Annotated in this window: 19 protein-coding genes and 2 pseudogenes; 9 read left to right on the top strand and 12 right to left on the bottom strand. The window is 71.0% G+C overall.

The window, feature by feature from the left end; all coding sequences use genetic code 11:
• Positions 1–34: 34 nt before the first annotated feature.
• From ABZ267_RS15000 to ABZ267_RS15010, 3 genes are all read left to right on the top strand, one after another.
• The gene (locus ABZ267_RS15000; RefSeq protein ID WP_018512207.1) at positions 35–433 is read left to right on the top strand and encodes an ectoine synthase; all 399 of its coding nucleotides are present in this window, start codon (positions 35–37) and stop codon (positions 431–433) included.
• A gap of 5 nt (positions 434–438) precedes the next feature.
• The gene (gene thpD, locus ABZ267_RS15005) at positions 439–1332 is read left to right on the top strand and encodes an ectoine hydroxylase (RefSeq protein ID WP_356748500.1); all 894 of its coding nucleotides are present in this window, start codon (positions 439–441) and stop codon (positions 1330–1332) included.
• A gap of 102 nt (positions 1333–1434) precedes the next feature.
• On the top strand, positions 1435–2472 hold the full coding sequence (locus tag ABZ267_RS15010; RefSeq protein ID WP_356748502.1) for a VOC family protein: 1038 nt from the start codon (positions 1435–1437) through the stop codon (positions 2470–2472).
• On the opposite strand, the gene ABZ267_RS15015 is transcribed toward ABZ267_RS15010, so the two are convergent.
• Positions 2448–3518 carry an alkene reductase gene (locus ABZ267_RS15015; protein WP_356748504.1) on the bottom strand — a complete coding sequence of 357 codons (1071 nt, stop codon included), beginning with the start codon at positions 3516–3518 and terminating at the stop codon, positions 2448–2450. The genes ABZ267_RS15010 and ABZ267_RS15015 overlap by 25 nt on opposite strands.
• A 168-nt stretch (positions 3519–3686) precedes the next feature.
• Here ABZ267_RS15015 and ABZ267_RS15020 point away from each other — a divergent pair, with 168 nt between their 5' ends.
• Positions 3687–4193 carry a MarR family winged helix-turn-helix transcriptional regulator gene (locus tag ABZ267_RS15020; RefSeq protein WP_356748506.1) on the top strand — a complete coding sequence of 169 codons (507 nt, stop codon included), beginning with the start codon at positions 3687–3689 and terminating at the stop codon, positions 4191–4193.
• Positions 4194–4200: 7 nt separating this feature from the next.
• Here ABZ267_RS15020 and ABZ267_RS15025 read toward each other — a convergent pair whose 3' ends face one another.
• The 3 genes from ABZ267_RS15025 to ABZ267_RS15035 form a co-directional block, all read right to left on the bottom strand.
• A complete protein-coding gene (locus ABZ267_RS15025; protein WP_356748508.1) occupies positions 4201–5259 on the bottom strand; it encodes an aminotransferase class V-fold PLP-dependent enzyme in 1059 nt (352 codons plus the stop codon).
• An 87-nt stretch (positions 5260–5346) separates the two neighbouring features.
• Positions 5347–6063 carry a DsbA family oxidoreductase gene (locus tag ABZ267_RS15030; RefSeq protein WP_356748510.1) on the bottom strand — a complete coding sequence of 239 codons (717 nt, stop codon included), beginning with the start codon at positions 6061–6063 and terminating at the stop codon, positions 5347–5349.
• Between the two features lie 123 nt (positions 6064–6186).
• Positions 6187–6879 (bottom strand): hypothetical protein, encoded by a 693-nt coding sequence (locus ABZ267_RS15035; RefSeq protein ID WP_356748512.1) that lies wholly within the window; start codon positions 6877–6879, stop codon positions 6187–6189.
• 1153 nt (positions 6880–8032) lie between these two features.
• Here ABZ267_RS15035 and ABZ267_RS15040 point away from each other — a divergent pair.
• The 4 genes and pseudogenes from ABZ267_RS15040 (at position 8033) to ABZ267_RS15055 (ending at position 11062) form a co-directional block, all read left to right on the top strand.
• Positions 8033–8803: an IclR family transcriptional regulator gene (locus tag ABZ267_RS15040; RefSeq protein ID WP_356364033.1), complete on the top strand. Its 771-nt coding sequence runs from the start codon at positions 8033–8035 to the stop codon at positions 8801–8803.
• Positions 8803–9281: pseudogene (locus ABZ267_RS15045) on the top strand (GNAT family N-acetyltransferase). The gene ABZ267_RS15040 and the pseudogene ABZ267_RS15045 overlap by 1 nt, the downstream one beginning before the upstream one ends.
• A gap of 58 nt (positions 9282–9339) precedes the next feature.
• Positions 9340–9496: pseudogene (locus ABZ267_RS15050) on the top strand (DNA-binding response regulator); the annotation flags it as partial.
• Between the two features lie 114 nt (positions 9497–9610).
• Positions 9611–11062 (top strand): penicillin-binding protein 2, encoded by a 1452-nt coding sequence (locus ABZ267_RS15055; RefSeq protein ID WP_356748514.1) that lies wholly within the window; start codon positions 9611–9613, stop codon positions 11060–11062.
• Between the two features lie 59 nt (positions 11063–11121).
• Here ABZ267_RS15055 and ABZ267_RS15060 read toward each other — a convergent pair whose 3' ends face one another.
• The 5 genes from ABZ267_RS15060 to ABZ267_RS15080 form a co-directional block, all read right to left on the bottom strand.
• Positions 11122–12285 (bottom strand): LLM class flavin-dependent oxidoreductase, encoded by a 1164-nt coding sequence (locus ABZ267_RS15060; RefSeq protein WP_356748516.1) that lies wholly within the window; start codon positions 12283–12285, stop codon positions 11122–11124.
• Positions 12286–12308: 23 nt separating this feature from the next.
• On the bottom strand, positions 12309–13481 hold the full coding sequence (locus ABZ267_RS15065) for an SfnB family sulfur acquisition oxidoreductase (RefSeq protein WP_356748901.1): 1173 nt from the start codon (positions 13479–13481) through the stop codon (positions 12309–12311).
• A gap of 73 nt (positions 13482–13554) precedes the next feature.
• A complete protein-coding gene (ssuE, locus tag ABZ267_RS15070; RefSeq protein WP_356748518.1) occupies positions 13555–14109 on the bottom strand; it encodes an NADPH-dependent FMN reductase in 555 nt (184 codons plus the stop codon).
• Between the two features lie 50 nt (positions 14110–14159).
• Entirely contained in the window at positions 14160–14735 is a 576-nt protein-coding gene (locus tag ABZ267_RS15075; protein WP_356363812.1) for an LLM class flavin-dependent oxidoreductase, read from the bottom strand.
• Positions 14736–14908: 173 nt separating this feature from the next.
• Positions 14909–15220 (bottom strand): putative leader peptide, encoded by a 312-nt coding sequence (locus ABZ267_RS15080; protein ID WP_356748520.1) that lies wholly within the window; start codon positions 15218–15220, stop codon positions 14909–14911.
• Between ABZ267_RS15080 and ABZ267_RS15085 the strand changes: the two genes are divergently transcribed.
• Positions 15143–16063 (top strand): LysR family transcriptional regulator, encoded by a 921-nt coding sequence (locus ABZ267_RS15085; protein ID WP_356748522.1) that lies wholly within the window; start codon positions 15143–15145, stop codon positions 16061–16063. The genes ABZ267_RS15080 and ABZ267_RS15085 overlap by 78 nt on opposite strands.
• 63 nt (positions 16064–16126) lie before the next feature.
• On the opposite strand, the gene ABZ267_RS15090 is transcribed toward ABZ267_RS15085, so the two are convergent.
• Genes ABZ267_RS15090 through ABZ267_RS15100 form a run of 3 tightly spaced genes read right to left on the bottom strand, consistent with a single transcriptional unit; the run spans position 16127 to position 21409 of the window.
• Positions 16127–17431: an MFS transporter gene (locus ABZ267_RS15090; RefSeq protein WP_356748524.1), complete on the bottom strand. Its 1305-nt coding sequence runs from the start codon at positions 17429–17431 to the stop codon at positions 16127–16129.
• 8 nt (positions 17432–17439) lie between these two features.
• Complete coding sequence (locus tag ABZ267_RS15095; RefSeq protein ID WP_356748526.1) at positions 17440–18246, bottom strand: alpha/beta fold hydrolase; 807 nt, start codon at positions 18244–18246, stop codon at positions 17440–17442.
• Positions 18239–21409 (bottom strand): amino acid adenylation domain-containing protein, encoded by a 3171-nt coding sequence (locus ABZ267_RS15100; protein ID WP_356748530.1) that lies wholly within the window; start codon positions 21407–21409, stop codon positions 18239–18241. Before ABZ267_RS15100 ends, ABZ267_RS15095 begins: the two co-directional genes overlap by 8 nt.
• Positions 21410–21453: the final 44 nt, after the last annotated feature.

Raw genomic sequence — 21453 nt, forward strand, 5'->3', positions numbered from 1 at the left:
CGGGGCGGAGTTCAAGAGAAAGGCACTGCTCACCGTGATCGTCCGATCGTTCAAGGACATCGAGAACACCGACCGGCATGTGAAGTCCGCGTCCGGCACCTGGGAGAGCAAGCGCATCGTGCTCGCCAAGGAGAAGGTGGGCTTCTCGCTCCACGAGACCGTGCTCTACGCGGGTACGGAGACCTCCATGTGGTACGCGAACCACATCGAAGCGGTCCTGTGCACCGAGGGCGAGGCCGAGCTCACCAACGACGAGACCGGCGAGACCCACTGGATCTCGCCGGGCACGATGTACCTGCTGGACGGGCATGAGCGGCACACACTGCGGCCCAAGACCGACTTCCGCTGCGTGTGCGTCTTCAACCCGCCCGTCACCGGACGGGAGGACCATGACGAGAACGGTGTCTACCCACTGCTGACCGAGGAGGCCTGAACCGTATGACCACCGAAGTACGCGCCGATCTGTACCCCTCGCGCGGCGCCGCCGAGATGACCACTCCCCGCCAGGACCCGGTCATCTGGTCCGCGCCGGGCGCACCGGGCCCGATCGCCGCCAAGGATCTCCAGGGCTACGAGCACGACGGCTTCCTCACCGTCGACCAGCTCATCACCCCGGACGAGGTCGCCGGCTACCGCGCGGAGCTGGACCGGCTGGTCGCCGACCCGCTGATCCGTGCCGACGAGCGCTCCATCGTGGAGAAGCAGACGCAGAACGTACGGTCCGTCTTCGAGGTCCACAAGATCAGCGAGATCTTCGCCGGTCTGGTCCGCGACGAGCGGGTGGTGGGCCGGGCCCGCCAGATCCTCGGCTCGGACGTGTACGTCCACCAGTCCCGGATCAACGTGAAGCCGGGCTTCGGCGCCACGGGCTTCTACTGGCACTCGGACTTCGAGACGTGGCACGCCGAGGACGGTCTGCCGAACATGCGGACCGTCTCCGTGTCGATCGCGCTGACGGAGAACTTCGACACCAACGGCGGGCTGATGATCATGCCCGGTTCGCACAAGTCGTTCCTCGGCTGTGCGGGCGAGACGCCGAGGGACAACTACAAGAAGTCGCTCCAGATGCAGGACGCCGGCACGCCGTCCGACGAGGCGCTGACGAAGATGGCCGACCGGCACGGCATCAAGCTCTTCACGGGCAAGGCCGGTTCGGCGACCTGGTTCGACTGCAACGCCATGCACGGGTCGGGCGACAACATCACGCCGTACGCGCGCTCGAACGTCTTCATCGTCTTCAACAGCGTGGAGAACGCGGCGCAGGAGCCCTTCGCGGCGCCGATCCGCCGTCCCGAGTTCATCGGGGCGCGGGACTTCACGCCGGTGAAGTAGCGCCTCGCGGAGACAGCTCAGGGCCCGGGACGGTACGCCGTCCCGGGCCCTGCCGCGTAACTCGCTGGACCAGGCCACCGGCCGCCGGAGAGGGTGGCGGCCATGACTTCTCACGTACGGCACATCACCGTCGGCTGCGCCGACGCCCACGCGCTCGGCAGCTTCTGGTCGAAGGTGCTCGGCGCCCCGCTCGCCGACGACGACTTCCCCGGTGATCCGGAAGCCCTGCTCGAAACCCCGGGCGCCGCGATCCTCTTCGTCCAGGGGCCCGGCGCCAGGACCGCCAGGAACCAGGTGCACCTCGACATCCAGCCGCAGGACCGCACGCGGGACGAGGAGGTGGAGCGGCTCCTCGCGCTCGGCGCCACGCTGGTCGGTGACCACCGGAAGCCGGACGGGCGGGGATGGGCGACGCTGGCGGATCCGGAGGGCAACGAGTTCTGCGTGGAGTGCTCGGCGGCCGAGCGGGCCGCGCTGAGCGGGACGCGGCTGCCGGTGACCGCCGACGATGTGACCACCGCCGTCCGGCTCGCGGCGGACACACTGGCCGGAGCTCCGGCGGACAGCTGGGACAAGTCCGCCGGAACGCTGGAGTGGAGCTGCTGGGAGACGGTGGAGCACCTGAGCGACGATCTCTTCGCGTACGCCGTCCAGTTGGGCCCGCGTAAGCCGCCGCTCGACGGTGAGGTGCCTTACCGGTGGGCGCCGGAGCGGCCGGACGGCCCGGCCAACGCGGTCTTCGCCGACCGGGAGGCCGGGCCCGCCGGGCTGCTGGCGACCTTGGAGGCGAGCGGTGCGCTGCTGGCCGCGATGGCGCGGACGACGCCGCCTCAGGTGCGCTCGTACCACTCGTTCGGCATCTCCGACCCGGAGGGCTTCGCCGCGATGGGCGTGGTGGAGACCCTCGTGCACACCCATGACCTCGCGGAGGGCCTGGGCCTTGACTGGACGCCGCCCGCCGCGCTCTGCGACCGGGTGCTGGCCCGGCTCTTCCCGGAAGCGCCGGCGGGCGGCGACCGGTGGACCGTCCTGCTCTGGGCCACCGGCCGCGCCGAACTGCCGGACCGTCCGCGCCTCACCTCGTGGCGGTGGCACGGGGAGCCGCCGGCGGACGGTCAGACGGCGCCGAGCGCCGGGTAGTCGGTGTAGCCCTTGGCGTCGCCGCCGAAGAAGGACGACGGGTCCGGGGTGTTGAAGGGGCCTTTGGCCTTGAGCCGGGCAGGCAGGTCCGGGTTGGCGAGGAAGAGGACGCCGTACGAGATGAGGTCGGCGATACCGTCGTCGATCACGGTGTGGTCGTCCGGGCCGGTCGGCCCGTCGGAGTGCACGTTGATCAGGACGGTGCCGGTGAACACCTTGCGCAGCTGGAGGGTCAGTTCGCGGATCGGAGCGCCCTCCAGGATGTGCAGGTAGGCGAGGCCGAGCGGCTCGATCTCCTGGGCCAGCGCGGTGTAGACGGCGTCCGGAGCCGGCTCGTCGATGTCGTTGTACGGGTTGGACGGCGAGATCCGCAGTCCGGTACGGGCTCCGCCGATCTCGGCCGCGACCGCCTTGACGACCTCCACGGCGAACCGGATGCGCGCGCTCTCCGAGCCGCCCCACTCATCGGTGCGCCGGTTGGTGTTGGGCGCGAGGAACTGGTGGATGAGGTAGCCGTTGGCGCCGTGCAGCTCCACGCCGTCGAACCCGGCCTCGACGGCGTTGCGGGCGGCGGAGACGAAGTCGGCGATGGTCTGCCGGATCTCGGCATCGGTCAGCTCGTGCGGCTCGACGAAGTCCTTGGGGCCCTCGGCGGTGTAGACCTGGCCGGCGGCCTTGACCGGCGAGGCGCCGACCGGGACCAGGCCGTCGGGAAGCAGGTCCGGGTGGCCGATGCGGCCGGCGTGCATGATCTGGGCGAAGATCCGGCCGCCCTCGGCGTGCACCGCGTCGGTGACCTTGCGCCAGGAGGCCACCTGCTCGGCGCTGTGCAGCCCGGGCGTGAACGGATAGCCCTGGCCGACGGCGGAGGGCTGGATGCCTTCGGTGATGACGAGGCCGGCCGAGGCGCGCTGGGCGTAGTAGGCGGCCGTGAGCTCGGTCGCCGTACCGCCCTCGCCCGCCCGGCTCCGGGTCATCGGGGCCATCACGATGCGGTTGGCCAGCGGCGTGCCGGAGAGATCGATGGGGTCGAAAGCGGTGGTCATCAGGGCTCCCAGAAGAGTATGTGGTCGACCAATAAAAAGAGTATGTGGTCGGCCAACCATTGACGCTGACGGTCACTGTAGCGCATTGATTGGCCGACCAAGGTAAAGTGTCCGGAAGGCTCCGGCCGCCAGACAAGCCCCCATCGGAGCAGCACCGAGGAGCCCGCCATGAACACCGCCACCACCGGCACCGCGGAAGTCGCCTGTACCGACGCGCTGCCCGCAGCAGCGCTCGGCGGACCCGTGAGCCACGCCGTCTCCCGGGTCGCCCGGCTGCACCGGATCGCGGCGGGCAAGCTGCTCAAGGGTCTGGGGCTCTATCCGGGCCAGGAGCTCCTGATGATGCACCTGTGGGACTCGGGGCCGGTCCGCCAGTCCGAGCTGATCAGGACGCTGGACCTGGACCCGTCCACGGTCACCAAGATGCTCCAGCGCCTGGAGCAGACCGGCCATGTGCGCCGCCGTCCCGACCCGGACGACCGGCGCGCGGTCCTGGTCGAGGCGACGGCGGAGAGCTGCGCGCTGCACACGGCGGTGCGGGACGCGTGGCGCAGCCTGGAGGAGCACACGCTGGCGGGGCTGGAGAGCGACGAGCGTACGGAGCTGACGCGGCTGCTGGCGAAGGTGGAGGCCAACCTCTGCCAGGAGACGGAAGGCTGCCCGGAGCGCGGCTGAACCCTCCTCAGCCCAGCACCTCCAGCACCCGGTCCACATCCGCCTCGGTGTTGTACAGGTGGCAGGAGATCCGCAGGTTGCCGGCAGGTGCCGAGACCGCGATCCCGGCCCGCGTGAGCTCGTCGTGGCGGCCGTCCAGCCCCGGCACGGAGACGATCGCCGACTCCCCCGGCACCACCTTGTGGCCCAGCTCCACCAGCCCCGAGCGCAGCCGGGCGGCGAGCGAGGTGGCGTGTGCGTACAGCGCGTCGGTGCCGATCTCCGCGAGCAGCGCGAGCGAGTGTTCGGCCCCGTGGTACGAGAGGAACGCGGGCGGCACGTCGAAGCCGCGCGCACCGGAGGCGACGCGCTCCAGCGGCCCGTAGTTGCCGGCCCACGGCGCACCGGCGGCGACCCAGCCCGCGAAGAGGTGCGGCAAGGTGGCCTGCGCCTCCTCGGTCACGGTGAGGAACGACGTACCGCGCGGGCAGAGCAGGAACTTGAAACCGCCGGTGACGGTGTAGTCGTACGCTCCGGCGTCCAGCGGCGACCAGCCGGCCGACTGGGTGGCGTCCAGCAGGGTCCGGGCGCCGTGGGCGGCGGCGGCCGCGCGGACGGCGGCGAGGTCGGCGACCCGGCCGTCGGCCGACTGGACCGAGGAGAAGGCGACGAGCGCGGTGGCGGGCCGTACGGCGTCGGCGAGGTCCGTGAGCGGGACGTACCGCATACGCAGGTCGCCGCGGAGCGCGAACGGACTGACGACGGAGGCGAACTCGCCTTCCGGCGCCAGGACTTCGGCGCCCGCCGGGAGCGAGGCGGCGATCAGCCCGACATGGACGGTGACCGAGCTGCCGGTGGCGACCCGGTCCGGCTCGACCCCGGCGAGCCGGGCGAAACCGGACCGGGCCGCCTCCACCGCGTCGAAGCTGCCCGCGCCGATCCGGCGGCCGGCGGCGTTCTCGTCGGCGAGGGCCTTGACTGCGGCGATGGTGCGGCGGGGCAGCAGCCCCCAGCTGGAAGTGTTGAGGTAGGTGACCTCGGGCGCGAACTCGGCGGCGGCCACCTGGCTGAGCGGAGAGATCGTCATACGCTCAGCCTGGAGGCCCCGCGACGCGCGGTCAATTGCCGGAATCCGTAGGGCGCATCCAAGAAACGCTTATGCCGGCGGCGGTGCTCAGCTCTTCGGGACCTCGCAGGCACCGTCCGTGTCGCAGGCGGCCGCGTCGCCGCCGACGGTGGTCAGCGCGGTGGCCGGACGGTCCTTCCAGGCCTGCTCCAGCGCCTGGACGAAGACCTCGGAGGGCTGGCCGCCGGAGATCCCGTACCGTCGGTCGAGCACGAAGAACGGCACCGCGTTGGCACCCAGCTCGGCCGCCTCGCGCTCATCTGCCCGGACCTCGTCGGCGTAGGCCTCGGGGTCGGCGAGCACCGCACGCGCCTCGTCACCGTCGAGTCCGGCCTCCACGGCGAGCGCGAGCAGCACGTCGTCGTCGAAGACGGACCGCTCCTCGGCGAAGTTGGCCCGGTAGGTGAGGGTCAGCAGCTCGTCCTGGCGGCCGCGGGCCTTGGCCAGGTGCAGCAGCCGGTGGATGTCGAAGGTGTTGCCGTGGTCCCGGCCCTCGGTCCGGTAACCGAGCCCCTCCGCGCGCGCGTTGGCCGCCACGTTGGCCTCCATTCCGGCGGCCTCCTCACGGGTCCGCCCGTACTTGGTCGCCAGCATCTCGACGACCTGCTCGGTCTCACCCTTGGCCCGCCCGGGGTCGAGCTCGAAGGAACGGTGCACGACCTCGACCTCGTCCCGGTGGGCGAACTCGGCGAGCGCCTTCTCGAAGCGGGCCTTGCCGATGTAGCACCAGGGACAAGCGATGTCGGACCAGATCTCGACGCGCATGACTCTTCTACTCTCCAGGGGTCGCGGACGGCTCGGGGAGGCCGCCCCGCAGGACGGACCTCTGAGTCGAACACCGGAGCTGACCTGGTCATTCCCGGGACTGTCCGCCTTCGCCGGAGCGCTTCACGGAGCGGGGGCGCAGCTCTTCGGCGGCCCGTCCACCGGGATGACGCGGAGCTTCTCCATGGGCATCTTGAGCGCGCTCTTCTCGGCGGGGTCCCAGAGCACCGCGGTCCCGGACGCGTCACCGATCTTCAGGTACGGACGGGAAGGCCGGAACTCCCCTCCGTCGACATGGATGCCGTCGGCCGGGCCGATGGGGCGCACGCACACCCACAGCGGGGTGATGCCGAAGTACGCGTCCGGGGCCTGCCGTGATGCCGCCGCCCTCACCGCGTCGTTCCCGGCGCGAGCGGCTGTTTCGAGCCCGAGGTTCCAGAAGCCGGTCCACAGCAGCGACAGGGCGGAGAAGCCCAGCAGGGTGTAGGCGGGCCATCGGTCGCGTACGCACCAGTGGAGATGCTGCACATACCCGAGCCCGGCCAGGGCGATGAGCCAGAGGTTGACCGCGAGCCCCAGCCTGACCGTGGCGATGAGCTGCCAGAGCCTCGGGATCTCCACGTCCTCCAGGTTCAGGCCGAAGGCATCGAGGTAAAGCGCGTGGAGCCCCAGGCCCAGGGACGGGAAGAAGCCCAGGGTGAGCGGCAGCAGCGCGGGAAGCAGCCAGGGGGCGACCACGCGCCAGCTCCACTGGCGTACCAGCAGGCGGATCCCTGTGAAGACCACATAGCCGGCGGCGACGAGCACCAGGCCCACGGAGCCCGGGAACGCACCGGACTCCCCGGAGGCCTCGATCCCGGCCCCGATCGCGGCCGTGAAACACGCCGAGTGCCAGGGCCGACCCCAGGGCGGCTCCGGGTTTGCCGGGCATGATCCGGGTCAGCCAGTGGGCGGCCAGTCCCAGGGCCGCCACCGCCATCGCGCCCAGCACCCACCGGGCCGCGAGGCCCTGCGGCCAGAGGCGGGCGATCAGCGACGACAGGATGATGAGAGCCGCCGCGGCGTGGCAGAGCTTGACGAGCTCGCGGGCCTCTCGCCTCCGCCTCCCGATCACGGCCCCCGGGTCCGGGTCCGGAGTCCCGATGGACCGGCGGACCGTGACGCGCGACGAGGGCGTGACCGTGCCCGGCAGCGTACGCGTGGCGAGTTCCTGAGCTCGCGAGCGTGACGCGGCGGCGACATGACGCCCCGTGCGGTAGGGCGCGAGCCGTTCCGCGCACCAGCGCCGGGCCCGCCTCCGCCACCGCACCCGACGCGTAGAAGGGTTCACCGGAGGCTCATCGGCCGCCGGACGCTCGTAGGCGAACCAGACCGGCCGGTCCTCGGGATCCCTGACCACGAGGTCGGTGACCTCGACGTTGAGATCGAGCTGCAGCTCGTCCCCGACCACCTCGATACGCTCCCGCGCTCCGCGCCGGGCGTTGACCCGGCTGCCGGGGAAGCGGCACTCCAGCAGATAGCGGGTCGTGCGTGCGGTCGTCGCGGTCGCGGGGCCGCCCTCCTTCTGGAGAATCGGCCACCTCCTCTCCTGCAGCGCCTGCTCGAAGTCGTCGCACTCCGTCGTCGTTCCCAGCAGCTCGACCACGGCTATCGCCCGCTGGTCGAACTTCAGCGTCACCGGCACCGGCCGGTCCCCCGTTCTCTCCACGTGCTCCCGGCAGAGTTCAGCCCGGACTCATTCCGCCTCGACGGTGGCCTCCACCGCGACCTGCTCGCGCGGGTTCCCGCTGCCGGGGTCGACGCTCCGGACTGGTGCCGCACCCACCATGATTCTCCTCGGGTCCTGGAACACCGGCCGAACACGTTCGGTATTCTGAACAGAGTTCCTGACCGTGAATGTGCTCGGACCCTATTTCCGGGCCTTCCGTGTTGGCAACGGCCGCAGAAGCCGAAGAAGGAGCGTGAGGCGATGTCGGTCGCCGAGCCCGGTGGGGCACAGGTCAAGTCCGCGGTACGGACGGTGGAGCTGCTCGAATACTTCGCGGGCCGTCCCGGCATGCACTCGCTCGCCACCGTCCAGGAGGCCGTGGGCTATCCCAAGTCCAGCCTCTACATGCTGCTGCGCACGCTCGTCGAACTCGGCTGGGTGGAGACGGACGCGACGGGCACGCGGTACGGGATCGGGGTCCGCGCGCTCCTCGTGGGCACCTCCTACATCGACGGCGACGAGGCCGTGGCCGCCGCCCGTCCGACCCTGGACCGGCTCTCCGACGACACCACGGAGACCATCCACCTGGCCCGGCTCGACGGCACGAACGTGGTCTACCTCGCCACCCGCCAGTCCCAGCACTACCTGCGCCCCTTCACCCGCGTCGGCCGCCGGCTCCCGGCGCACTCCACCGCGCTCGGCAAGGCGCTCCTGGCCACCCACACCGACGAGCAGGTCCGCAAGCTGCTCCCCGAGACGCTGCCCGCGCTGACCGAACACACCATCACCGACCGCGAGAAGCTCATCGAGGAACTGCGCCTGGTCCGCGAACAGGGCTACGCGGTGGACCGCGAGGAGAACACGCTCGGCCTGCGCTGCTTCGGCGTGGCCATCCCCTACCGGACCCCGGCCCGCGACGCGATCAGCTGCTCGGTGCCGGTGGCCCGCCTCACCCCCGGCCACGAACAGACGGTCAAGGACGCCTTGCTGGACGCCCGCGACCGGGTCACGCTCGCGACGCGGAGGCTCTGATGACGGACATCGTCCTGCGCCCGGTGGAGGACGGCGACCTGCCGCTGTTCTTCGCCTGACGAGCGACCCCGCGGCGACGCGCGTCGCCGCGTTCACCTCCGAGGACCCCACCGACCGCGCCGCGTTCGACGCCCACTGGGCGCGGATCCGCGCCGGATCCGGCGGAGCGGTGATGCGCACGGTGGTGGCGGACGGTGTGGTGGTGGGCCATGTGGGCGCGTACGGAGAGACCGGCGACCGCCACGTCACGTACTGGATGGACCGTGCGCACTGGGGCCGAGGACTGGCGACGGCAGCCCTGCGCGCGTTCCTCCAGGAGTCGCCCGCGCGCCCTCTGCACGCGTCGGCGGCGGCCGACAACCTCGGCTCGCTCCGGGTGCTGGAGAAGTGCGGCTTCGTGGTGACCGGCCGGGAGCGCGGCTTCGCCCCGGCCCGTGGCGAGGAGATCGAGGAGGTTCTCGCGACACTGCACGGCTGAGTGCGTCCCGGCGGCGGTCGCGGACTGCGCGGTATCGCGGAGCGGGCGGCGCTGCTGGGCGGCCGGGCCGGCCAACGCCGAGATCGCGGGACGGCTCGCGGTGGGCCCGGCGACGGCGAAGACCCAAGTGGCGGCGGTCCTCGTGAAGACCGGCGCCCGGGACCGTACGCACGGTCATCGCGGCCTACGAGTCCGGTTTCATCACGCCGGGCTGAGCCACGGCCCGAAATCCGGGCTGAGCGTCACAGGCTGGTGGGCCACGTGAGAAATCGGTGAGAAGCGGCACAACCGGGAACGTGCGGAACGGCCCCGCTCGTCCCTCCAGCGGGATGAACAAGACAATCAGGCGCGCTTCGGTCTTCTGCCTGCTCGCGGTCCTCGCCCTGCTGGTGCGGGCGACGTGGGTGCAGGGCTACCAGGCCAAGGCGCTCGCAGACGACGAGCACAACCGGCGGAACACCATCGCGCAGTACGCGCAGCCGCTCGGGGACATCATCGTGGCCGGTTCGCCGGTCACCGGATCGAAGGGGACCAGTGGCGGCGACCTCCGGTACAAGAGGACCTACACGCAGGGCGAGCTCTACGCGGCCGTGACGGGCTACAGCTCGCAGGCGTACGGGGCGACCCAGCTCGAAGGCATCTACAGCCATGTCCTGGACGGCACGGACGACCGCCTGAAGAACCCGGCCGACCTGATCACCGGCAAGCAGGCCGCTCCGGGCAACGTCCTGACCACGATCGACCCGGGCGTCCAGAAGGCGGCGTACGAGGCGCTCGGCGACGACAAGGGCGCGGCCGTGGCCATCGACCCGAAGACCGGCCGCATCCTCGGCATGGTCTCCACGCCGTCGTACGACCCGTCGAAGATCAGCGGTACGGACGACGGCGACGCCTGGCAGAAGCTGCTGGACGACGAGGAGAAACCGCTGGTCAACCGGGCGCTGCGGCAGCCGCTGGCGCCGGGCTCCACGTTCAAGCTGGTGGTCGCGGCCGCGGCGCTGGAGAACGGCCTGTACGGCTCCGTCGACGAGGCCACCAAGAGCCCCGACCCGTACACGCTCCCGGGCACCCGTACGGTCCTGCGCAACGAGAACGCCTCCGCGCCCTGCGAGAACGCGACCCTGCGCACCGCCCTCCAGTACTCCTGCAACAACGTCTTCGCCAAGGCCGCCGCCGACCTCGGCCAGGACAAGGTCAAGGAGATGGCGGACGCGTTCGGCTTCGACACCGAGAAGCTGGACGTGCCGGTGCGGGCGGCGAAGAGCGTCTATCCGACCGGCATGGACAAGGCGCAGACGGCGCTGACCGGCATCGGCCAGTTCGAGGTCACCGCGACGCCGCTCCAGATGGCGATGGTCACCTCGGCCCTCGCCAACGGCGGTGAGCTGGCCGCGCCGCACATGGTCTCCTCGGTGACGGACGGCGACGGCTCCACGCTGGAGGAGACCGAGGACGGCGACACGAAGCGGGTGGTGGACGAGAAGACCGCCGAGCAGCTGCGCAGCGCGATGGTGACCGTGGTCGAGGAAGGTACCGGCACCAACGCGAAGATCGACGGGGCCGAGGTCGGCGGGAAGACCGGGACCGCGCAGAACGGCGTGGACAACAGCAACACTCCGTACGCCTGGTTCACCTCGTACGCGAAGGACGACAGCAGCGGCAAGGAGGTCGCCGTCGCGGTGATCGTCGAGGACTCCGGCTCGGCGCGCTCCGAGGTCAGCGGCAACGGCCTGGCGGCGCCGATCGCGCAGAAGATGATGAAGGCGGCGCTGGAGCGGTGAGAGCCGGGCCGGCTGCCGTGGATGCCGGCCCGGGCTCCGTACCCCTTCGAGACCCGGCCTTACCGCGCCACCTCCGCACCGCCCGCGAACGGGATCTCCGCCGCACCGCCCGGACGGACCGGCCCCGCCGGGTGCGTCCACAGTCCCGCATCCGCCAGCCGTGGCAGGACGCCTTCGCCGAACCAGTACGCCTCCTCCAGGTGCGGATAGCCGGAGAGCACGAACTCGTCGATGCCGAGCGCGTGGTACTCCCGGATCCGGTCCGCGACCTCCGCGTGGCTGCCGACCAGCGCGGTGCCCGCGCCGCCGCGGACGAGGCCGATGCCGGCCCACAGGTTCGGGTGGATCTCCAGGCCGTCCCGGCCGCCGCCGTGCAGCTCCAGCATCCGCCGCTGGCCCTCCGACTCGCTGCGCCGCAGGCCTTCCTGGACCGAGCGCACGGTCTTTGGGTCGAAGCCGGCGAGCAGCCGGTCCGCCTCGGCCCAGGCCGCCTCGGAGGTGTCCCGGGTGATCACGTGCAGCCGGATGCCGAACCGTACGGTACGGCCCTGCTCGGCGGCGAGCGACCGGATCCAGGCGATCTTCTCCGCCACCTGGGCCGGCGGTTCGCCCCAGGTGAGGTAGACGTCCGCGTGGCGGGCGGCGACGCGGCCGGCGGCCGGTGAGGAGCCGCCGAAGTAGACCTCCGGGACGGGGTCGGGGAGCTGGGTGAGGCGGGCCTGCTCGACGTGGAGATGGTCGCCGTCCAGGTCGACGGTCTTGCCGTCCCACAACTGCCGGACGATCTCCAGGAATTCATCGGTACGGGCGTAGCGGGCGTCCTTGTCCAGGAAGTCGCCGTACGCGCGCTGCTCGTGGCTCTCGCCACCGGTGACGACGTTGAGCAGCAGCCGGCCGCCGGTCTGCCGCTGGTAGGTGGAGGCCATCTGCGCGGCCAGGGTCGGTGAGATGAAGCCGGGCCGGAAGGCGACGAGGAACTTCAGCCGCTCGGTGTGCTGGCTGACCATCGCGGTGGTGAGCCAGGCGTCCTCGCACCAGGCGCCGGTCGGCGTGAGCACTCCGGTGAAGCCGACGTCCTCGGCTGCGCGGGCGATCTGGGCGAGGTAGCGGACGGACGGCGGGCGGTCGCCACCGGCCGCGGTGACCGGGGTTCCGTGGCCGCCGCCGACGACATGGCGGCTGTCGCCGTTGGTGGGCAGGAACCAGTGGAAGGTCAGGGACATCGTCTCTCCGAAGGGGTGGTGAGTCAGAGCAGGCCGTGGCGGGGCGGGCGGGTGCCGTTGAGGACGTACCGCCCGAGGTGCTGGATCTTCCAGCGCGCCGGGTCGTGGAGCGTGTGGGTGCGGGCGTCGCGCCAGTGGCGGTGCAGATTGAGGCTGTCGAGCGCGGCACGGGTGCCGGAGACCTCGAAGAGCGCGTCCGCGATCTCCAGCGCAGCGCTCCCGGCGTACGCCTTCGCCGCCGCGACCGCGATCGACGCCTCGGCCGCGCTGTCGTCGTCGAGGTCGGCCCTTGCCGCGTCGACGGCCCGCGCGGCGGTGGCCAGCAGCGCGTCGGCGGCGCGGTGGCGGAGTTCCAGTTCACCGAAGCGCTGGATGAGGAGCGGGTCCTCGGCGGCGCTCTCGTACCCGCTCTCGAACCAGGGCCGGCTCCGCGTCCGGACGAAATCGGCCGCTTCGGCCAGCGCTCCGGCCGCGATGCCGGCATCGATGGCGGTGTGCAGCAACTGGGCTATGGCGCCGTGGAGTTGAGGGCCGGTGAAGGTGAGGTGGTGCGGGACGATGTGGGCCGCCGGGACCGCGACGTCCGTCAGTTCGACCGTGCCGCTCGCGGTCGTCCGCTGGCCCATGCCGTCCCAGTCGTCGGTCACCGTGAGGCCGGGCGCGTCGGCCGGGACGTACGCGACATGGAGCAGGCCGTCCTCGGTGCGGGCGAGGACGGGGATCCAGTCGGCGAAGAGGGCTCCGGTGGAGTAGCTCTTCACGCCGGTCAGGCGGTACGAGCCGTCGTCGGCGGACATCAGCCGCGTCCGGATGTCCTGGAGGTGCTTGGTTCCGGCCTCGGACTGGGCGTTGCCGAAGCGGCGGCCGGCCAGCACCTCGGCGAAGAAGAAGGCCTGCTGCTCCGGACTGCCTTGCTGTCGCAGGACGTTGACGTACGCGAAGTGGCTCTGCGGGATCTGCGCCAGGCTGGCGTCGGCGGAAGCGAGCAGCCGGAAGACCTCCGCGAGCGTGGCGGCGGAGACGTCGGCCCCGCCGTGCTCGGCCGGGACGGTGACGGCGAGGAGGCCGGTGGCGGTGAGGCGGTCGAGCTCGGCGCGCGGCAGCTCGCGCCGGGCGTCGCGGCCGGAGGCGCCCGGACGGAACTCCTCGGCGAGTTCGGCGGCGGTGCGCAGCGCCTCGTCACCGTCGCGGATCACCCGCGCGGTGAGCGGTGGTCGTCGTCGGGTCGTCGCGGTCACGGCCTGCCTCCAGGAGGGTTGCGGATCGGGGTCAGCGGGTGGCGGGGACCGGGGCGGTGCGGTCCAGGGCGGCGGCGAACTGGGCGACCACCTGGTCGAGCGGGGCTGCGGATGCGGGGTCCAGGACGAGCGAACCGTCCTCGCCGGCCGTGATGTGCCGGTCCAGGACGAACCGGCCCGGGACGATGTGCGCGGCGCCCATGGAGGAGAGGACCGGGCGCAGCGCGTAGTCGAGCGCCAGGACATGGGCGGTGGTGCCGCCGGTGGCGAGCGGGAGGACGGTCTTGCCGGTGAGCGCGTACTGCGGCAGCAGGTCCAGGAGCGTCTTGAGGAGGCCGGAGTAGGCGGCCTTGTAGACCGGCGTGCCGATGACGATGCCGTCGGCGCGGGCGAAGAGCTCGGTGGCCCGGACGATCTCCGGGTGCGCGAAGTCGGCGCCGAGGAGGGCCTCGGCGGGCAGCGTACGGACGTCGAGCGGTATCACGTCGTGGCCCTGGGCGGTGAGGTCGGCGTCGAGGTGGCGCAGGAGGCGGGCGGTGCGGGAGGTGGCGGAGGGGCTGCCGGAGACCGAGAGGACAGTGGCCATGAGGAGGATCTCGTTTCTGGGGAGGGGCGGTCAGGAGTGCCGGACAGGCCCTAGAGGGCGTCGGCCTCCAGCTCGCGGACCAGCGGCAGCACCTTCCTGCCGAAGTCCCGGATGCGGTAGAAGTCGCCGGCGAGTTCGGCGTGGTCCTCGGTCCGGATCGCGCGCAGGGCCCGGATGAACTCCTCGGAGCGGCGGTAGCGCTCGTCGTGCTCCAGCCAGGGTTCGCCGAGCGCGGTGAACTCGTCCTTGAACCAGCCGCTGACCACGTTGACCGCGAAGCGGCCGTTGCTGAAATGGTCGGCGGTGGCGCCGAGTTCGGCGAGGACGCCGGGGTGCCAGAGGCCGGGGTGGACGGCGGCGATGACCTTCAGCCGCTGGGTGGCGAGGAGGAGGGCGAGGCTGAAGGAGGTGGACTCGTGCTGGTACTCGGCGCCGTAGCCGGCCATGTGGCGGACCTGGCTGAGCGCGTAGTCGAAGCCGTTGTTCTCGGCGAGGACGGCGAGTTCGCGGTTGTAGTCGTATCCCCAGTCGGTGCGCTGCTCGATGGTGGAGGTGACGAGGCCGCCGCTGACGTTGGGCACCCAGTACGCGAAGCGGACCGGGTCGGCGGAGGGCGGAGTGGACATGCGGTTCTCCCGGACAGCTGAGCATGGCGGAGTGGCCCCGGTGATCGAGAAACCCGATCAGGGGCGAGGAGCGCGGGAGGAGAGGAGCGTCCCGGTCACGGCGGTCACCGCACGAGTGCGACGGCGGCACAGGTGCACCGCGGACACGGGAGCGCGAAGGAGGAAGGCTCTCCTCAGACTTCGCGACAACAGAAGGCGCTGGAAACGCGGCCGAGGTCGATGTGGCGGCGACGGGTCAAGCGGCGCACATCCCTCTCCTTTCGCGTTCCGCGGCGGGCACCCGGTGGATGCCGGAGCGCCTTCGGGTTCCAGAGTAGGGTGCCGGAACGCTCCAGGTCGAGAAGGCATCGGCGAGGGAGCGATAGGGTTTCCCTTCCACCTGATGCCCGGTCGAGGGAAGGGCCGCCGTGCGGATCGAACAGCTGGAGTACATCGAGGCCGTCACCCGGCTCGGCTCGCTGCGCCGGGCGGCGGAGGAACTGCACCTGTCGCAGCCCGCGTTGAGCGAGACCGTACGGAATCTGGAGCGCGAGCTCGGCGTGGCCGTGCTGGACCGGAAGCGGTCGGGAGCGACGATCAGCGAGGCGGGTCGCGAGCTGCTGCCGCACATCATCGGGGTGCTGGACGCGGTCGACCGGCTGCGCCGGGCCGCCGACGAGCAGCACCGCACCAGCCGTTCGGTCCGGCTCGGCACGGTGTTCGCGGCGACGGTGCCGCTGCTCGTACCGGCGATCCGGGAGTTCCACACGCTGCATCCGGCGACCGAGGTGGAGGTGATCGCGGCCCAGCAGTCGGTGATCCACCGTTCGCTGCTGGAAGGCGGCGTGGACCTCGGGCTGGTGAACTACCTGGAGGGCGACGACATCGCGACGGACCTGGACACCACGGAGCTGATCCGGGGCCGTCCGGTCGTCTGTACGCGTCCCGACAGTCCGCTGGCGGCCCTGGAGTCGGTCGGTGTGGAGGAGCTGCTGCGCGAGCCGCTGATCGTGATGCGGTCCGGCTATGTGATGCACCGCTTCACGCACCGGCTGCTGAAGGGCAGGGTGCCCTCGTTCTCGTACTCCGCCGACGGCGCGGAGATGGGCAAGCTGATGGTGGCGGAGGGGCTCGGCGTCACGCTGCTGCCGGACTACAGCGTGGTCGGCGACCCGCTGGAGCGCACCGGCGCGATCACCTGCCGTCCGCTGGCGCACGGCTCCACCACCGTGGTGCTGGTGGTGCAGCGCAACCGCTCGGCCTCGGTGACGCGGACCGCACGCGACCTGCACCGGATCCTCGTGGAGCGCGCCGAGGAGCACCGTACGGACGGATCCGGCTCCCGGTGACGCCGGGCCGGTCCCCGCACCTCCTGGCCAGGAGGTGCGGGGACCTGAACCCCGTCGGGTCGGCTAGGACGAGGTCTTCGCCGTCGGCTCGGCCGCCGCGGGCGGCAGCTCCCGCAACCGGCTGACCGGCGACTTGACCAGGGCCACCACCACCGCGGCCGAGAAGGCCGCGGCGACGATGAGGGCGTTGCGGTTGCCGATCGCGCCGGAGAGCAGACCGGCCACCAGACCGCCGAGCGCGCCGCCGCCGAAGAGCAGCGTGCGGAAGCAGGCGGTCATCCGGCTCATCATCGAGTGCGGTGTGGTGGTCTGCCGCACGCTGACGATGATGACGTTGGCGATGCCGAGGCCCAGGTAGGTGGTGAAGAAGGACAGCGTGACCAGGCCGATGACCACCAGCTTGGGCCCGCCGGCCAGGACGATCAGGATCGGGCCGAGCAGCAGCGCGGTCTGCGCGACGAAGTAGACCCGCCCGAGCGGGAAGCGCTGCACCACCTTGCGCGAGGCGATCGCGCCGATCAGGCCACCCACCGAGGCGGTCCCGAAGATCGCGCCCAGCGTCGAGGCGCTGAGCGAGAGGTCACGGGTGCCGTAGAGCAGGAACATGGTCCACACGGTGATCATCGAGAAGTTGCAGCAGAAGCCGACGATCGCCAGCCAGCGCAGGATCGGCTTGCGGAACACCCACTCGATGCCGTCCCGCAGCTCCCGCCACACGTGCCGCTTCACGCCCGGCTCCGGGACGGCTTCCCGGGTGCGGACCAGCAGCAGCATGAAGGTGGAGAAGAGGTACGAGCCCGCGTTGACGATCAGCGCCACCGGAGCGGTCAGCACGGAGACCAGGACACCGGCCATACCGGGCCCGGCGACGTCGGAGACCGACTGGCTGATGCCCATCTTGGCGTTGGCCTCGACGTAGTGCTTGGGATCCTTGACCAGGGTCGGCACGAACGGCATCCAGCTCACGTCGAAGAGGCATGAGGCGGTGCCGAGCGCGCAGGCGATGACCAGCAGCACCGGCATGTTGAGCACGTCCAGCCAGTGCAGTACGGGTATCAGCCCGATCAGCACCGCGCGGAACATGTTGGTCGCCAGCATGACGTTCCGCCGCCGGACCCGGTCCACCCAGACCCCGAAGAGCAGGGCGAACCCGATGTACGGGACGAGCTGCAGGAACCGCAGGAAGCCGACCTGCTCGTCGCTGGCGTTGAAGGCGTAGATCGCCGTGAGCGGCAGCGCCAGGTTGGTGACCTGGGTGCCGAGCAGCGATACGGTCTCGCCGACCCAGAACCTCAGGAAGTCCGGGTTGTGCCACAGGCTCCGTACCTGTTCCTCGGGTTCGCTCCCGGTTTCGGATGTGACCGACATCGATGCCCCTAACCGTAGTTCTCGGCGTCGAGAGCGTCCTGGACGATCCGGGTCAGGGTCTCCAGGCTCGCGCCGTTCCAGATGGTGTGATGTGTTCCCGGCACGGTGTGCTCGCGGAGGTCGGGCATCAGCCGCTTCCACGGCATGTCCTCCGCGACCGACCCGCTCGCCATGATGTGGATCGCGGGTCCGTCGTAGCCGCCGGTGACGTCGATGGAGTAGAAGCCCTCCAGGTGCGAGCGGAAGACGTCGTACTGGCCCGCCAGCAGATAGGCGTCGAACTCCTCCGGCAGCAGGCCGGACTCCTCGACCGCTTGGAAGACGGTGTCGGGTTCGACGTCCGGCGGGAAGGCCTCGAAGAGCCGCTTGAGCTCGGCCGGTTCCTCTTCGAGGCCCATCATGTCCCGGATGTACCGGATCAGGATGTCCCGTTCCGGCGGGAGCGGCGACACCACGGGCAGACCGGTGTCCACCATGATCAGGTTGGCGACCCGGTGGCCGGACGCCGTCAGCCGCTTCGCCATCTCGTGGGCCAGCAGCCCGCCGAGCGACCAGCCGAGCAGCCGGTACTCGCCGTCGGGCCGGAACTCCCGCAGGATCTCGGTGTACTCGTCGGCCAGGTCCGGCAACGACCGCACGGGGGCGCGGTCGTTGTCGAAGCCGGGCGCCTCGAACCCGTACACCGGCCGGCCCTCGTCGAGCAGCCGGGCCAGGCCCGCGTACGAGTAGGCCGAGCCGGACACCGCGTGCACGCAGAACAGCGGTGTCCGGTCGCCCTCGGTCCGCAGCGGGACGATGCGGTCCAGGTCAGCCACGGTTCTTCGCCTCGATCAGCTCGTCGACCACGGTGGAGATGGCGGCGACCGTGGCGTTGCCGTAGAGCAGCCGGACGCTGATGCGGATCTTCAGGGTCTTGTTGATCCGGCTCACCACGCGCAGCGCCTGGAGCGAGTTGCCGCCGATGTCGAAGAAGCTGTCGTCGGCGCCGACCTGCTTCAGCGCCAGGACGTCGGCGAAGGCGGCGGCGACCTGCTCCTCGGTCGGGGTCCGCGGCGCGGTGAAGTCGCGGTCGCCGTCCTCGTCCGCGGGCTCCGGAAGCCCGTTCCGGTTGATCTTCCAGCCGTCGTTGTTCATCGGGAACTTGTCGAGCGGCACCCAGGCGGTCGGCACCATGTAGTCCGGCAGCGACTCGGCCAGGTGCTTGCGCAGGCCGTCGATGTCCGGCACCTGGCCCACCGAGGTGAAGTAGCCCACCAGCCGGTTCTCGCCTCGCCGGTCGGGCCGCATCAGGACCACGGCCCGCAGGATGCCGGGGTGCAGCTGCAGCGCGGTCTCGATCTCGCCGAGCTCCACGCGCAGGCCGCGCAGCTTGACCTGGTTGTCCATCCGGCCGAGGAACTCGATCTGGCCGCCCTCGGTCCAGCGCACCAGGTCACCGCTGCGGTAGACCTTGCTGCTCGGGTCGAAGGGGTCCTGGATGAACTTGGCCGCCGTCATCTCCGGCTGGTTCAGGTAACCGCGGGCCAGCCCGCCCTCCTTGCCGCCGATGAGCAGCTCGCCGTAGACGCCCTTGGGCACCAGGTTGTTCCGCGGGTCGACGATGTAGACCTGCCGGTTGAGCTGCGGGCGGCCGATCGGCGGCGGCGTCGTCCACTCGATCTGCTCGACGTGGTACTCGGTCTGGCCGATCGCGCACTCGGTGGGGCCGTACAGGTTGAGGTACTTGCGGCCCGGCAGGTTCCACTTGTTGACGAGCTCGGGAGGCAGCACCTCGGCGCCGCCCATGACGTACTTCAGGTCCGGGTAGGGTCCGGGCTCCATCACCGACTGCATCGCCGGCGGCAGTCCGGCGTAGGTGACCTTCTGGTCCCGCAGCAGCGCGGTCAGCGCCTCCGGCGACTGGGCGTCCTCCGGCGACACCGCCACCACCCGCGCGCCGACCAGGAACGCCGTCCAGATCTCGCCCTGCGACATGTCGAAGTTCAGCGCGGGCAGCTGGAGCAGCCGGTCCTGCGGGCCGAAGTCGAACGTACGCCGGTAGGCCTCGCAGAAGAACGAGACCGCGCGGTGGGCGATCATGACGCCCTTGGGCGTACCGGTGGAGCCCGAGGTGTAGAGGACGTACGCCAGGGACTCGCGGGTCGCCCACTCCTCCAACGGCTCGTCGGCCGGGACGGCCTCGATCTGCGGCCAGTCCGTGTCGATGAGCACCCGGGCCCAGCCGGTGGACTCCGGCAGCCGGTCGGCCAGCGGGGAGCGGGTCAGCACCACCGGGGCGGCGGTGTCCTTGATCATGTAGTCCAGGCGGGCGGCGGGCAGCTTCGGGTCCATCATCGCGAAGGCGCCGCCAGCCTTCAGGATGCCGGCCATCGCCACGTACGCGTCCACGTCGCGGTCGATCACCGTGGCGACGACCTGGCCGTGCTTCAGGCCGAGAGCCCGCAGGTGGCGGGCGAGGCGGTCGGCGCGCCGGTCGAGTTCGCCGTAGGTGATCTCGACGTTGCGGCAGACCACGGCCACCGCGTCCGGGGTCTCGCGCGCGATCTTCGCGAGGCCGACGTGCAGCGCGTCCTCGCTGTACTCGGCGTCCTCGCCCTTGCCGATGGCGAAGGCCTCCTCGCGCTCGGCGTCGGTGAGCAGCGGGAGCTGGGAGACGCGGAGCGAGGTGTCCTTCGCCGCGGCCGAGAGCACCGTCTCGATGTGGCCGAGCAGCGCCGCGATCCGCCACTCGTCGAACAGGTCCTTGCTGTACTCGACGAACGCCTTGAGCGTGTCACCGGACTCGACGAAGTCGATCGCCATGTCGAAGCGCGAGGAGGCGCCGGGCGGGCTGACCGGCGTGCTGGTCACGCCCGAGAAGGCCACGCTGCCACCGGAGTTGGCGGCGCCGAGCAGCTGCATGGAGACCTGGAAGAGCGGATTGCGGCCGGCCACCCGCTCCGGCTGGACCCGCTCGACGATCAGGTGGAAGGGGACCTCCTGGTGCTCGTAGAGGTCCAGGTTGGCGTCGAGCGTCCGGTCCAGCAGCTCGGCGAAGGTCGGGTCGCCCGACACGTCGGAACGCGCGACCACCATGTTGACGAAGAGGCCGACCACGTCCTCCAGTTCGACCTCGGTCCGGCTCAGCATCGGCACGCCGATCGGGAGGTCCTCCTGGCCGGTGTAGCGGCTCAGCACCACCTGGAGGGCGGCCGAGAGCACCATGTAGAGCGAGACGTTGTGCTCCTTGGCGAGCGCGCGCGCCCGCTCCAGCAGCTCCGTCGGGAACTCGCCGACCACCGCGCCGCCGCCGCGGGTCGCCGTGGCGGGCCGGGGCCGGTCGGTCGGGAACTCCAGGGTGGGCAGGTCGGCCAGCCGGTCGGCCCAGAAGTCCAGCTCCTCCTTGAGCACCTCGCCCCGCATGTGCTCGCGCTGCGCGCGGGCGGCGTCCAGGTACTGCGAGCCCGGCTTCTCGAACTCCGGCTCACGGTCGGCCAGCAGAGCGTCGTACGCGGTCCTCAGCTCGGCGTTGACGATGCCGGAGGACCAGCCGTCCGTCGCGATGTGGTGCAGGTTCTGCACGAAGACGTGGTCGTCGTCGGCCAGCTTGATCACGCTGTAGCGGTAGAGCGGCCCGCTCTGGAGGTCGAACGGCTTGCCGGAGAGCTCACCGAGGGTCTCCTCGATGAAACGGTCCTGCGCCTCGGCGTCCAGGCCGGTCCGGTCGATGACGGGGAGGTCCACCTCGGAGGGCTCCGACGCCTCCTGGTAGGGGATGCCGCCCTCGTCGGCGTGGATCGTCACGCGCATGGCCTCGTGCCGGGCCAGCACCAGGGTGAGGGCGCGCCGGAGCAGGTCGGTCCGGAGCGGGCCGCGCAGGCGGGAGGCGAGCAGGATGTTGTAGGCCGTCACACCGGGGGTCAGCTGGTCCAGGAACCAGAGCTGCTCCTGGCCGAACGAGAGCGGCGCGCGACGCAGGGCTGCGGTGGATGTGGTCATGAGTGCGACTTTCTGTGTGATCGGATAACAACAACGCAGCACTT

Source organism: Streptomyces sp. NPDC006174 (assembly GCF_040614075.1).
In the GTDB taxonomy this organism is placed as follows: Bacteria; Actinomycetota; Actinomycetes; order Streptomycetales; family Streptomycetaceae; genus Streptomyces.